Origin of the sequence: Glutamicibacter sp. AOP12-B1-11, assembly GCF_052379245.1 — a bacterium.
GTDB lineage: Bacteria > Actinomycetota > Actinomycetes > Actinomycetales > Micrococcaceae > Glutamicibacter.
The window spans coordinates 88,448-101,480 of record NZ_JBQSYL010000017.1 but is presented as its reverse complement, the minus strand read 5'-3'; the positions used below and the strand labels follow the sequence as shown (position 1 = coordinate 101,480).

Below are 13,033 nucleotides of genomic sequence, written 5' to 3'. Positions count from 1 at the left end.
GTCGAGTCCGCGACTACGCCGCGGCTCATCCTCAGAAGCAATGGATCCTCGGCGCCTCCTACGATGGCTCGCTCGCCGAAGGCGGACTCTTCCGCGCCGAATGGCTGGATGAAGCTGTCGCGGATCGACCGGTAGTTCTCCGCGCTTGGGACTATCACACCGTCTGGTGCAATTCGAAGGCCCTGGAACTTGCCGGCGTCGACGCGTCCACCGCCGAACCTGAGCTCGGTGAAATCCCGCGAAACCCCGACGGGACGCCGGTCGGAATCCTGCGTGAGTGGGGCGCGGTAGACCTGCTCATGAGCGTCAACCCCGGTTATGACTTCGAAGACCGTGTCGAGGCCTTGGGCCGAGCCAGCGAAAAGTACGCCAGGCTCGGCGTGACCTGGGTGCAGGACGCCTGGGTGGAACCTGCGGATGTCGAGGTCTACTTCGAAGCAGCCCGCCGCGGACTGCTGCGCAACAGATACAATTTGGCGCTGCTCGCCGACCCGCGCGATTTCCCCGACTCGCTGCCGGCGCTGCTGCAAGCCCGGGAGTCGGTCGCAGCGTTCAACCACCGGCTGCTGAGCGCGCAGAGCATCAAATTCTTCGCCGACGGGGTGGTGGAAAACGAAACCGGCGCACTGCTGGAACCCTACTGCGGCTCGCTGCACAATCACGGGCTCTCGGTTTGGGAACCGGAACCGCTGGCCGAGGCCGTAGCCGCTGTGGTGGAGCAGGGCTTCCAGCCACACATCCACGCGATCGGTGACGCCGCGGTGCGCATGGCCCTGGACGCTATCGAAGGTGCGGTGAAGCTGACCGATCGCCAGCACGTCCGCCCGGCCATAGCGCATGTGCAGTTGGCCAAGGAGAGCGACCTGGAACGCTTCGCCCAGCTGGGCGTCATCGCGGTCATGCAGCCTTTGTGGGCGCAACTGGACCCGCTGATGAATGTGCTCACGGTGCCACGGCTAGGCGCAGAGCGCAGCGGCAACCAATACCGGATGCGCACGCTGCATGATTCCGGAGCAAAACTCGCTTTCGGCTCGGATTGGCCATGTTCTTCGGCCAACCCCCTGGAGGGGATTTCCATCGCGATCAGCCGGATGACCGAAGAACAGCATCCGGTCGGTGGCTGGATGCCAGAGGAAATCTTGGATATTGAAGCGGCGCTTGGCGCCTATACCGCGGGGGTGGCCTATCAGGCGGCTGCCGACCGGCTGGAAATGCCATGGGGTGTTCTCGAGGTGGGATGCAGCGCGGATATGGTCTGGCTGGAACGCGATCCACGCCTGCTGGACGCCGTCGAGCTGCGCGGGTTGCCGGTGCTTGGCACCTGGCTTGCGGGGGAAGAAATGTATCGTCAATGCAGCGCCGCCAGCGGGCGGGTGTAGCCTCATGCGCTCCACTTCTTCGCAAGTCGGCAACGAAGCAGGGCAGGGCCCCGGGGAGCTGAAACGAGTCCTGCGGCTGCCGCAGCTGGTGCTTTTCGGTCTGGTCTACATGGTTCCGCTGACCGTATTCACCACCTACGGCATCGTCACCCAAATTACCGGCGGCCGGTTGCCGCTGGCATATCTAATCACGCTGGCCGCCATGCTGTTCACCGCGCGCTCCTATGGCTTGATGTCCCGCGCCTTCCCGGTGGCCGGTTCGGCCTATACCTACACGCAGCGTACCTTTGGCGCGGGAGTTGGATTCGTCAGCGGATGGGCGCTGCTTCTGGATTACCTGTTTTTGCCGATGATCAATTATCTGGTGATCGGCATCTACCTGCATGAGGCGATCCCGGGGATACCCGCAACGGTTTTTGTCGTGGCCGCCATTGCGTTGGTTACGGTCCTCAACGTGATCGGAGTGGTCTCCATTGCACGGACCAACATAGTGATTATCGCCGTGCAAGCAATCTTTATCGTGGTGTTCCTAGCTCTTGGGTTTTCCGTGGCGTTCGGCGCCGGCGAAGTGGACATGCTGGCGCCATTCGCCGGCGACGGTTCGGCCCCCGGTTTCGCTCCGGTCATGGCGGGCGCCGCAATCCTCTGCCTGTCCTTCCTCGGCTTTGATGCCATCTCAACCTTCGCGGAGGAGACCCGCAATCCGCGCAAGACGCTGCCGACGGCCATCATGATCACCACCTTGCTATGCGGTGCGCTGTTCATAGTTGTTTCTTTCACCGGCCATGTGGCGATGCCAAGCAACGATTTCGGCAACGTCGATTCGGCGGCCGTGGATGTCATGCTGCATGTGGGAGGCAGTGTGCTCGCGGTGTTCTTCACCGCTGCCTATGTGGCTGGCGCAACCGGTTCGGCGCTGGTATCCCAAGGTTCGGTGGCGCGCATCCTCTATGCGATGGGTCGGGACGGGGTCCTTCCACGCAAGTTCTTCGGGAAGCTCAGCGCCAGATTCAGTACCCCGGTGCCGGCGATCATGCTGGTTTCCGTCATTTCGCTGTCTTCCGCGTTGATCTCGTTGGAAGTACTAGCCGAAATGGTGAGCTTCGGGGCGCTGGTCGCCTTCTCCATGGTGAACCTCGCGGTCATTGGACATTACTTCGTTGGGGAAGGACAACGTCGGGGCATCGAATTCTTCCACCACCTGCTGGTCCCGGCCTTGGGGTTTGCGCTGACCATCTGGTTGTGGACGAGCCTGACCGGCCGCACCTTGTTGATCGGGGTGCTCTGGCTCCTGATCGGGTTGGTTTATCTGGCGGTGCTCACCCGTGGATTTACCCGTCCGGTGCCGAAACTAGATCTCACCGAATGACTCCAAGGCTCAGGCTCAGGCTTCGCACGCAAAGACAAGGTCGTTGCACGCGATGACAAGAACCTGGCAGGACCGCGACGCAGACTGGAAGAAAGTAGCGCTCGCGAGTGATCCTGATCACCGAAAATCGGTGCTACGTCTCAATTAGGAGAGCTCATGAACAGTAAATCCGTCATCGTGGTTGGAGCAGGTTCTGCAGGATCCGTAGTCGCTCGTCGGTTGGTGGACGCCGGCGCCAAGGTGACGCTGTTTGAAGCCGGGGGAGAAGACACCAACCCTGCGATTCATGACCTGTCCCGCTTGGGCGAACTGTGGCACAGCCCAGACGACTGGGATTACCACACGGCTCCCATGCAAGGCGCAGCAAATAAACCAATGCACCTACCGCGCGGGAAGGTGCTGGGCGGATCCCACGCACTCAACGCGACCATCTGGGTGCGCTGCGCGCCGCAGGACTTTGACGGTTGGGCCGAAGAATCCGGGGAACGGTGGTCTTGGCGCAATGTCCTGCCCATCTATAAGTCCATTGAAAACTACTCCGAAGGCCCCAGTGAATTTCACGGCACAGACGGCTTGCTCCCGGTAGTCAACGACTACGAATTGGACCCGATCCAGCAGTCGATTGTCGACGCTGCCGTGCAGTCGGGGGTTAAATTCAATCCCGACTACAACGGGGAAAGCCTCGAAGGTGTCTCCAAAGAGCAGGTCAATATCGTAGACGGGGAACGGATCAATACCTGGAAGGCGTACCTGAAACCGGTGCGCGAGCAGCTGGAGATCATCACCAACGCCGAGGTGCACTCGGTAATAGTCCGGGACGGTGCTGCCGTTGGCCTTCGATACCAGCAAGATGGCGAGCTCAAAGAACTTCTGGCAGATGAGGTGGTACTGAGTGCAGGGGCTCTCGGTTCTCCGCAGATCCTGCTGCGTTCGGGTATCGGCCCGGGTGAAGAGCTTGAAGCGGTAGGAGTGAGACCGGTGCTGGAATCGCCGCAGGTGGGAAAGAACCTGCACGATCATCTGCTTGCACCGGTCATTGCCCAAACCACTACCCGAGATATTGACCCGCCACGGACCGGGGTCTCGGTGTCGCAGAGTCATCTGTTCGCCAAGTCGCGCGCGGAACTCGAAGTGCCGGACACCCAGCCGATTTTCTTCTCGGTTCCCATGTACTCCCCGGGGATGGACATGATCGAAGGAACCGCGTTTACCCTGCATTCGGGGATCGTCACGCCTGCAAGCCGAGGCGCGGTGACGCTGAGCGGGCCGAATCTCGATGACCCGGTAACCATAGACTTAAATGCCCTAGACGATCCGCAGGATATGAAGTCCTTCTTGTTCTCCATCAAGCAGTGCCGGGATATTGTGAAGCAGCGGGCACTCGCCGAGGACTGGGGCGCAGTGGAGGTTTACCCAGGTCCCACGGTGCAAAGTGATGCGGAGCTTGAAACTTACATTCGCAATAACGTGGTCACCTACCATCATCAGGTGGGTACTTGCCGGATGGGCAGCGATGACCAGGCCGTGGTTGACCCCCGGCTCAAGCTCAACGGGCTGAGCGGATTGCGGGTGATCGATGCGTCGATCATGCCGAAAATTACTACCGGCAACACCAATGCGCCGGCGATTCTGATCGGCGAGCTCGGTGCGCAGTTCCTCATCGAGGATCTGGAGCTCTAAGTACCTTAAACCGCCTTGCGGGGCTGTTGCAGGGCGGACCGAGGGTAGGCGCCGCACACCAAGTGGGGTGCGGCGCCGATCTCAGTTAATCTATGGACACGGCTTGTTTCTCGGATTCGCCGACCGCTTCGGTCGCAGCCGGGCCGTGGATGCGGAAGGCCCCGGCATCTTCCTTCTCCACCGCGACCTTTGCCACATGCGCGGCACGAAGTGCAACGTGCCCCGGCTTGCTGCGCACCACGCGGTATCCGATAGCCAGACCGATGAACCACAGCGGGGTGATTAGCAGTGCCGACAGCGTATCGCTCTGCGTGGTCAACGCCCAGAGGATGAATCCGAAGAAGGCCAGCACCACATAGGGCATGAAGGTGCCACCGGGCATCTTGAACTTGCTCTGCGCATGCAGGTGCGGACGGCGCTTGCGGTACACGAGGTAACTGACCAAGATGATCGACCAAACAAACATGAAGCAAAGGGCCGCTACGGTGGTGACCAAGGTGAAAGCTACCATCACCGAATCGCCGCTGTAGAGCAGCACCACTCCGGCCAGCAGGAACATGCAGGAGAACATCAGCGCGTTGCGCGGCACCTTGTTTTCGGACAATTGGGCGAAGGCCTTCGGCGCATCGCCCTCAAGGGCCAAGCCGCGGATCATGCGGGAGGTCGAGTAGATGCCCGAGTTCGCGCTGGACGTCGCGCTGGTGAGCACCACGAAATTGATAATGCCCGCCGCACCGGCCAGCCCGGCCAAGGCGAACATGCCCACGAAGGGGGATTCTCCGGCGGAGAACAAGCGCCATGGCTGAACCGCCATGAGGATGATGAGCGCACCCACATAGAAGATCAGAATGCGGATAGGAATGGAGCTGATGGCCTTGGGGAGGGTCTTCTCGGGGTCCTTTGTTTCGGCAGCGGTGGTGCCTACCAACTCAATTCCCACGAATGCGAATACTGCAATCTGGAAACCTGCAACAAAGCCCATGAAGCCGGTCGGGAACATTCCGCCGTCGGTCCAGAGATTGTTGAAGGACGCGGTAGCACCGTTGTGCCCGAAGCTGGTGATGACCATGACCAGGCCAACAACAATCAGCGCGCAGATGGCCACGATCTTGATCATGGAGAACCAGAACTCGGTTTCGCCGAAGGCCTTCACCGTGGCCAGATTCAGTACCAGCAACAACGCGATACATGCGAGTGCCGGGATCCAGAGCGGAAGGTTCCCCCACCAGAAAGCGACGTAGTGCGCGATGGCCACCACATCTGCGATGCCGGTGACTACCCAACAGAACCAGTAGGTCCAGCCGGTAAAGAACGCGGCCCACGGGCCGAGCAGGTCACCTGCGAAGTCCGCGAAAGTCTTGTAGTTCAGGTTCGAAAGCAGCAGTTCGCCCATGGCACGCATGACGAAGAACAGCATGAAGCCGATAACCATGTAAACGAAGATGACAGATGGCCCGGCAACCGAAATGGTTTTACCCGAGCCCATGAACAATCCGGTGCCAATGGCACCGCCGATTGCGATGAGTTGGATATGACGATTTGAGAGCCCGCGTTCGAGTTTGGGCGAAGAGCTGGTATCGCTCATGCTGCTGCCTTCCAGGAGTGGTGAGGTGCTTCGATGAGGTGCCATGGCGAATCACTAATGGTTTCGTCACGTTGTGGCAGATCTACGTTCGCACTCGAACCGTCAGACTCCGGGACAAATTTCTCTGCGCCGCAACGTAGCGGGCGAGGTCCAGCCAGGGACCGCCCGAAGCGAACGCGGAGATAGTTTGCCAAAGGGAGGACTTTCGAATCGGGTGCGTACGGTGCGGCACGGTTCTTAGTTCCTCCCCAATCTGTTTGAAGACCTGAGAGTTTTCGCCTCGACCCGGTGAGGGGTCAGAGAGTTGCTCCGTCGGTGAGTATGGACTAGTCCATACTGCTTTCCAGATTCGCCTCGTCGTGGCGGTACGGGTGCCTGAGAGTTTCCCGGGGAGGAATTGCTCCTACGGCGCCCGCCCTTGGCTTGGGCGGGACTCTCCCGCCACGCGTCAACGGCGTACTGCTTGTGATTGCAGTCACAGTATGCCCGGCTCTTTTCTGCTTGCGCAAACCGGCATGGAGTTTATTGCGTGAGCAATCTATGGCTTGCTCAGGCCTGAGCCCGGCATTGGGCGGTTTTGGGGGAGGGGCTCGTTTTAAATATGAAGCGTTTTGTTGCCAAGTACGCACGGTGCCGCCGGATAATAATTTGCACATACTTTGAACAGAGTGAAATTTACTGGTCAGAAAGAGGGGAGCATATTCGCGGATCAGCTTTAGGACGAAATAAGTATGAAAATTTTGCAGCGGCTTCCTGAAAAATTGTTCTGGATGTTGGCTGCGTACGCCGAAGGTGTTTCGTTTTCTCCCGATGCTGCGCGCAACGCGGCGGCCTCGGTGTAGTTCTACCTGTCGCAAGTGCCGGGCATCGTACCTAGATTGGAATCGCCGGCCCGAACTATCCGCCGGTAATTAAAAACTAGAGCCCAGCCAATGGGCTGGGCTCTGGTTCATCACTCGCACCTTTGAGGAAGGTAGTTACCACTCTAGGGGCGGCAACTGTTTGGCTACTGTGTGCGCGGTGCTTATTCGCTTTGCACGCTGAGCGGATGCGCTAGGGCGGCGCCTCCTCGACGAAATTAGTTGGTGAAGGGAACGCGCTCCCAGCTGAGAATTTCTGCACCCTGTGCTGAGTTGGGCGCGACGCTCACGCGCAGCCACTCTCTTGATGTTGCGGCGCCCTCGACGGTGACCCGCTGCAAGTTCGGAACCGGGTCAACGCCGTAGACCTCTAGCCACGGTGAACCGGCGGCCAGCGGCGCATCTTCGTTGAACACGTGGCTGTCGCCATTGACCAGATACACCGGTCCGCCGAAGGCTGCTGATTCGTTGGCCAGGGCCTCGACGAACGACTTGAAGCCTGAAACGGATTCGGGGTTTGCCAGGGAATCATCCTCGAACCCGGGGGTGAACATATCTGCCTGGGTCATCACCACTACGGCGCGCGCCTGGGATCGTTTCGCATTGGCGAATGTTTCGGCCAGTTGGTCGAGGTTGGCTTCGGTGCGCAGCGCGACTTCTTCCAGCTGTTCGGAGGTTGGTTCGGTCAGTCCGAGCCCAGTCCACGGAGCCAAGGAGTTATTGGAACCTTGGACGTTCACCACGGAGAAGGCGATACGGTTCTTCGTGAATTGAACGTTTTCCGGTAAACCGATGTCAGCCTGGGAATCTACCCGCATGGTGCCGCCCAAGGTCTTGTTTTCGACCGGGAAGAACATCTCACGCAGGGTATCCAATCGCTCCAACGGGTTGTAGGCACCGTTATTGGCACGGTGGCAGTCAACCCATTCGTTGTCGCCCGGGGTGAATACCAGCGGAGTTTGAAGTCTGTCCAGTTCCTTCCTGACCAGGCCCAGGCGTTCGTCGGTGCACCGCTCGGAACCTGCCTTGATATCTCCAACGTGGGCAATGAAGCGAAGCTCGTCTTGCTCGTTGAGTTCACTGACCATGCTGGGGAATTCGGCCAGCTGGGCTGCGCCGTAAGGGATGTCTCCAATGACACCAAAAGTGTAAGCAGACTCTGCGGAGCCCGCGGAATTCGCAATTGCTGGGGCCGCCGGGGCGACGAGAATTGCGCAGGCTAGAGCGGCGAGACCGGGTAGGAATCGATTACGCATGGTTCACTCCTAATTTTCGATGCGAGGCGAAGCTGAAAAGACCTCTGCCACGCTACGCGGCAGGGGTTAAGCGCCGGCAACAGGAGCATGGCACGAGGGCGAAAACGAGCCTGCTCGAGCCATCTTCTCGGAGGCCTGAAACAACAACGGCTACCGGAGCCTATGAAACATAGGTAGCGGTAGCCGTGTGACGGTTGAAGAAGGGGTTGCGCTGGATCTACTTCTTTTCCTGCGGGTCGGTTGCCAACACCGCTTCGGTGTAGCGGCGTTCAAATTCCTCGGCGGAAACCAGCTCGCGCTCCACGCGGAAGGACGATTCCGGGATGCCGAGAACTGCCGAGATGAGGGTGCGGGTGTATCCGGCAATCTTGCGGGACTTCCGAGTGGAGGTGACATGGTCCAGTTCCGGGACCCAGATGTTCCACCAACCTGCTTGTTTGCCCACCACCGCGTGGAATACTCGTTGTTCGTTCATCTGTTGTCCTACTTTCATGGATGCACCAACCGTGAGTCCAGCTAGAGGTAATTGCTTAGAACAGGCAGTCAATTGCTCACTGCCTGTTCTAATGTTCTATCATCGGTGGCATCTGCGCCAAGACAACTTGCGCCACCTAGCAGCAATTGGCCTGTGGCTACTTCGCCAAAGGCGCGCCGTCCTGGCCGACCGGGAAGGTCACCACATCGTCGTATACGCGTCGTTCGGTGTGTTCAAGCTGGTATTCCGAATCCAACTTCGGGAAGACGTATACCGGGGTCAAAGTGAGCTCTGCTCCTTTGGCCTTCTTCGCGATGTCGATTTGCAGGTGTCCGTAGTGCAGACCGCCGGATACGAGCTGTGCTACGCCGTTTTCATCCTCTTTCCAGGTCTCTGGCTGATCTGCCGGGGCTGACCACTGTGAATGCGAGTTGAAGCGGAGCGGTTCGTACTCGCCCTGAGCATTCTGCACCAACTTTTCGCCACGCAGGCCGTCGGCGGCCACCCCCACATCATAGGAGTGGAAGCCTCGTCCGTCGCCGTCCGCATCTACCCAAGAGCGCTCGAACATTTCATCATGGCCGGAGATGACTGCGGCGACACCATGATCCTCGAACATTGGCGAGTAGGCACGCATTGCGGTGCCGGACTGGTTATCGGGGTGCTCATGGTTCGGTGGGGTGCCGTGCACACCGTTGGAATAAGCCGAATGGTGGAATTGGACGAGCACAATCTGGCCGTCGGCGCGGGCTTCGGCCAATTGCTTCTCGGTCCAGTCCCATTGGGCGGACTGCGCATCCATATTCGGCAGGTCAACCTCTTGCTCGGTTGAGCCGGGGAAAAGATCCTTGAAGCCCTGAACGTAGGATTCAAAGGTGAATTGCCCCTGGGTGTCGGTGGACTGGTTCTCGGCGGTCAGGTTGGTGTCGTCCCCGGAGAATTTTTCGCCGGACAAGGTGCCGGTGTCGGTGTTCTCATCGGGTCGGCCATTGGTGGAGTCCAAGGTCAGGACGGTGACCGGCCCATGATCCACCCGGTAGTAGGAGCCCTTGTGTTCGGGGTGCTCCGGGTCCTGCGGCAAGGAGAAATAATCCAGGAAGCGGTTGCGTGAAATTACCGCGGGGGTGCGGTCTGCGTCCGAACCGTAGCCACCGTTCAGGGCCGCATAGGTTTCCCAGTTGCCCAATGCCGGAAGCAACGGAACATTGGAGGCTAGATCGGAGTGTTCCCCGGCGACATGTCCGAAGAACTCATCCCATGCCGGTTGGTATCCCGAGCCCTGTGTCAGGTCCCCGGCCATCATGACCAGATCCGGGTTGGCAGCCTGAACATGCTTGAGGTTTTCGTTGAAAGCGGTGGACTGGTCCAGCGGATAGCGCAAGGTCGGCTGGCCATACCGGGTGGTCATTCCAAAAGTCTCGGCCCATTGCGATCCGTCGCCTGGGCGCTGCAAGGACTCGGAGGTATATCCGTTGACCGGGGAAAGCTCCCATTCACGGTGCTCGGTGCGTCCGCGCGGTTCGGTCTCCGAGTCGGAGAAGGCGACAATGCGGATGTTCTTCCAGGATTTTCCATCTGGCGCTGTTTCGAAAGCGGCAGTATGCGTCTGTCCTGATTGGGTCACGGTGTAGTTGTATTTCTTACCTGGTTTGAGGCCCTCAAGGGTCACCGAATGCTTGTAATTGGAGTTCGACTTCAGCCAGGAGCCCTGTTCAAGTCCGGGGATGTGCTGCTCCAGTTCTGCCTGGGTGTACTCCATCAAGTCCAGGTATTCAGGCTCGCTGCGTTGGACGCTGCTATTTCCTTTGCCAGGCTGATTGCCGAGACCCGGCCCCTGGACTGAGAGGGTTCCTGGGTGGTCGGTTTCGCTGATCCAGTTGATGGTCATCGAGGTCGAGCCTGGTGCCTGCAGGTAGGGCAGAACACGAAATCCGGGTTCTGGAGATTTGGCGGTGGACGCCGGGAAGGACATGGGGGCGCTGGCTGGCAGGGCTGCCGCCGGTGTAGCAGGCGCGATGGCCAGCGGGAGCAGAACGGCGGCCGCGAGCGCGACGGCGGTGGGCTTGTGCATGAGCAATTCTCCTGTGCGAGTGTGATCGCCCGGGTTGGCGGGCAATACCTCGAGGATGCACAGCGCGAATGGACGAAAAGTGCACGGAAGGAGTCGAAGAGGTGAACCTGCCCGGTGATCCTAATCTCCGTTTCGTGGGAAATTCTGGTTTGCCAGGTGCGGGATCGGGTTTTCGCGGTCCATGACGTTGGTCGCGCGTGCTTCCAGCCTTCCCGAATGTTGACTGCGTCACGTTTGAGATATACCTTTAATCACATTTTGATATATGAGGTTCGATATCGAACGTGCGGTGTCGAGCGAACCTTCTGAGAGGGAATCTACATGTCAGATAAGGTCGTTACCCGAGCGCATTTAGCAACGGTTGAAAAAGGCAGCTTCTTCCGGGTCTTGACCTACGCGGGGGCAATAATGGCGTTTTTGATCGGCTCAGGTTTTGCTACAGGCCAAGAGATTTTGCAGTACTTCACCTCGTACGGCTACTGGGGAGTCTTTGGCACCGGGCTGCTGGTTCTCGTGCTCATGACGTATGTAGCAGTGGAGTTCTTCGTTGTCGGGCAGGCAAAGAAATATGATCGCCCGTCGCACATCTTCCGCTATTACTGCGGAAAGCACTTGGGGTACTTCTTCGACTTTTTCTCAATACTGTTCGTCTTCTTGAGCTTCACGGTGATGGTAGCCGGCGCGGGCGCCGTATTCGAGGAGCACTACGGATTGTCGAAGTTTATTGGCGGCATCGGTTTGGCTGTTGCGGTCGGCATCAGCGTCTGGTTTGGCCTGAAGAGTCTGGTTGACGTCATCGGCAAGATCGGACCGCTGGTTGTTGTGGTGGCTATTGGGCTTGGACTGTTGGCGATTCTGCGTAATCCAGCCGGGATCTCTGAAGGACACCAGTTGCTTCCGGGGCTGGACCTTATCCAGGCATCCACAAACTGGTTCATGGCTGGACTTTCCTACGTGGGTTTCTGCATGCTGTGGCTGGCGGCCTTCCTTACCGCGTTAGGTAAGACGGCGAGAAGCCGCAAGGAGGCGGTTGCCGGTGGAATTACCGGTGCGGTGGTGTTCTCGCTGGCCTGCGTTGTCGTCGGGCTGGGGCTGCTGGCCAATATCACCCGGGTGGGTGGAACCGAGATTCCCATGCTGGTGCTGGCGAAGGATATTAGCCCCGTACTTGCCGCAGGAATTTCGGTCATGATTCTCGCCGGAATCTATACCACCGCGGTCCCGCTGCTGTGGACCGTGTCTTCGCGATTCTTTGCCGACAAGACTCTCCGATTTAAGTACCTGACCATCACATTGGCAGTACTAGGAACGGTTATCGGGCTGATGCTGCCATTCTCGCAAATGGTCAACGTTGTCTATGTCATCAACGGGTATGTAGGTGTTCTTCTGCTGGCGTTGATGGTGGTGAAGACGATCTCACGAGTTGTCCGGCGCCACCCCGTGTCGCGCTAAGCCTGGTTGCCTCGGAGAGATGCGTGATTGCCGGTGAACGGTGAACGGTGAACGGTGAACGGTGATCAGGTCTAGCAAGCCACCAGGGGGATGATTGTGTTCCCGGCGGAGTGGGAATCGTATCGAGGGTCTGTAGAACGCTCGTCCCGCATCCGCGCCTGCGCGGTGGGTTCCTAGTTGCCGACGGATTCGAGAGTGTACCCGGCTTCTTCGATCGCGTTGCGTATGATTTCCTGCTCAACGGCGCCGCTGGTGTTGAGGATTGCCGTGGAGATCCCCTTCGCGTCCAAGATGATCTCGACGTTCTGGACCTCGGGGATTTCGTTGAGTTCTTCAGTTACCGAAGAGACGCAATGGCCGCAGGTCATTCCCGAGATCTTCAGTTCGGTCTGGCTGATGATGGGGGTAGCCTCCGGACGCGGAATGATCTGCAGTCCTTGGCTGGTGGACTTCGAGTTATCGGAACATCCGCAGTTGCAGGCATGGCTCATGTTTGGATCTCTTTCGTGGAAAAGGTTGGAAGGTCTTCGAGGATCAGCGCAGCAACCGGGAGATGGCTGCGGTGGCTTCCGAGATCTTGTCTTGAACGATGCTCGCATCCCCGGACTGGATTGATTCCTCGGCGGCTCCCACCACGCAGTGGCCGATATGGTCTTCGACTAGTTGGAGGCTGACCTTGTGCAAGGCTGCGTTGATGGCTGAGATCTGGGTGAGAATATCAATGCAATACTTGTCCTCATCAACCATGCGGGCAACTCCGCGCACCTGGCCTTCGATACGGTTCAAGCGCTTTCGCAGCGCCTCCTTTTCAGGAGTGTATCCGTGGGGTGCTGTGGGTTGCGCCTGCTTAGTTTGAGAGTCCATACATCAATAATACCCCCGAGGGGTATGAATTGCACGTGGCCT

Annotated in this window: 10 protein-coding genes and 1 riboswitch; of the genes, 4 read left to right on the top strand and 6 right to left on the bottom strand. The window is 58.8% G+C overall.

What is annotated here, in order from left to right; translation table 11 throughout:
• From ACT3UQ_RS11765 to ACT3UQ_RS11755, 3 genes are all read left to right on the top strand, one after another.
• Window positions 1-1,379 (top strand): amidohydrolase (locus tag ACT3UQ_RS11765; RefSeq protein WP_444637159.1); only part of this gene is annotated, 1,379 nt, incomplete at its 5' end.
• Between the two features lie 4 nt (window positions 1,380-1,383).
• Entirely contained in the window at window positions 1,384-2,748 is a 1,365-nt protein-coding gene (locus ACT3UQ_RS11760; protein WP_105552698.1) for an APC family permease, read from the top strand.
• Window positions 2,749-2,904: 156 nt separating this feature from the next.
• The gene (locus ACT3UQ_RS11755) at window positions 2,905-4,428 is read left to right on the top strand and encodes a GMC family oxidoreductase (RefSeq protein ID WP_105552699.1); all 1,524 of its coding nucleotides are present in this window, start codon (window positions 2,905-2,907) and stop codon (window positions 4,426-4,428) included.
• 85 nt (window positions 4,429-4,513) lie between these two features.
• Here the strand turns inward: ACT3UQ_RS11755 and cycA are convergent, their stop codons facing one another.
• The 4 genes from cycA to ACT3UQ_RS11735 form a co-directional block, all read right to left on the bottom strand.
• Window positions 4,514-6,013, bottom strand: coding sequence for a D-serine/D-alanine/glycine transporter (gene cycA / locus ACT3UQ_RS11750; protein WP_105552700.1), 1,500 nt, complete (start codon window positions 6,011-6,013; stop codon window positions 4,514-4,516).
• A 353-nt stretch (window positions 6,014-6,366) separates the two neighbouring features.
• A riboswitch (glycine riboswitch) is annotated at window positions 6,367-6,464 on the bottom strand.
• 627 nt (window positions 6,465-7,091) lie between these two features.
• Entirely contained in the window at window positions 7,092-8,129 is a 1,038-nt protein-coding gene (locus ACT3UQ_RS11745; protein ID WP_105552701.1) for a metallophosphoesterase, read from the bottom strand.
• Window positions 8,130-8,346: 217 nt separating this feature from the next.
• Window positions 8,347-8,604 (bottom strand): hypothetical protein, encoded by a 258-nt coding sequence (locus tag ACT3UQ_RS11740; RefSeq protein ID WP_105552702.1) that lies wholly within the window; start codon window positions 8,602-8,604, stop codon window positions 8,347-8,349.
• Between the two features lie 157 nt (window positions 8,605-8,761).
• A complete protein-coding gene (locus ACT3UQ_RS11735) occupies window positions 8,762-10,675 on the bottom strand; it encodes a metallophosphoesterase (RefSeq protein ID WP_105552703.1) in 1,914 nt (637 codons plus the stop codon).
• Window positions 10,676-10,996: 321 nt separating this feature from the next.
• Here ACT3UQ_RS11735 and ACT3UQ_RS11730 point away from each other — a divergent pair, with 321 nt between their 5' ends.
• Window positions 10,997-12,127 carry a YkvI family membrane protein gene (locus ACT3UQ_RS11730; RefSeq protein WP_444637158.1) on the top strand — a complete coding sequence of 377 codons (1,131 nt, stop codon included), beginning with the start codon at window positions 10,997-10,999 and terminating at the stop codon, window positions 12,125-12,127.
• A 173-nt stretch (window positions 12,128-12,300) separates the two neighbouring features.
• Here the strand turns inward: ACT3UQ_RS11730 and ACT3UQ_RS11725 are convergent, their stop codons facing one another.
• Both ACT3UQ_RS11725 and ACT3UQ_RS11720 read right to left on the bottom strand, forming a co-directional pair.
• Window positions 12,301-12,618, bottom strand: coding sequence for a heavy-metal-associated domain-containing protein (locus tag ACT3UQ_RS11725; RefSeq protein ID WP_105649665.1), 318 nt, complete (start codon window positions 12,616-12,618; stop codon window positions 12,301-12,303).
• Between the two features lie 43 nt (window positions 12,619-12,661).
• Window positions 12,662-12,991: a metal-sensitive transcriptional regulator gene (locus ACT3UQ_RS11720; RefSeq protein WP_096286191.1), complete on the bottom strand. Its 330-nt coding sequence runs from the start codon at window positions 12,989-12,991 to the stop codon at window positions 12,662-12,664.
• Window positions 12,992-13,033 lie beyond the last annotated feature (42 nt).

Bases quoted from the DNA above. Each gene is read 5' to 3' on its own strand.
- ACT3UQ_RS11720 (WP_096286191.1), bottom strand. From the start codon at position 12,991: ATGGACTCTCAAACTAAGCAGGCGCAACCCACAGCACCCCACGGATAC.
- ACT3UQ_RS11735 (WP_105552703.1), bottom strand. From the start codon at position 10,675: ATGCACAAGCCCACCGCCGTCGCGCTCGCGGCCGCCGTTCTGCTCCCG.
- ACT3UQ_RS11730 (WP_444637158.1), top strand. From the start codon at position 10,997: ATGTCAGATAAGGTCGTTACCCGAGCGCATTTAGCAACGGTTGAAAAA.
- ACT3UQ_RS11760 (WP_105552698.1), top strand. From the start codon at position 1,384: ATGCGCTCCACTTCTTCGCAAGTCGGCAACGAAGCAGGGCAGGGCCCC.
- ACT3UQ_RS11745 (WP_105552701.1), bottom strand. From the start codon at position 8,129: ATGCGTAATCGATTCCTACCCGGTCTCGCCGCTCTAGCCTGCGCAATT.
- ACT3UQ_RS11755 (WP_105552699.1), top strand. From the start codon at position 2,905: ATGAACAGTAAATCCGTCATCGTGGTTGGAGCAGGTTCTGCAGGATCC.
- cycA (WP_105552700.1), bottom strand. From the start codon at position 6,013: ATGAGCGATACCAGCTCTTCGCCCAAACTCGAACGCGGGCTCTCAAAT.
- ACT3UQ_RS11740 (WP_105552702.1), bottom strand. From the start codon at position 8,604: ATGAACGAACAACGAGTATTCCACGCGGTGGTGGGCAAACAAGCAGGT.
- ACT3UQ_RS11725 (WP_105649665.1), bottom strand. From the start codon at position 12,618: ATGAGCCATGCCTGCAACTGCGGATGTTCCGATAACTCGAAGTCCACC.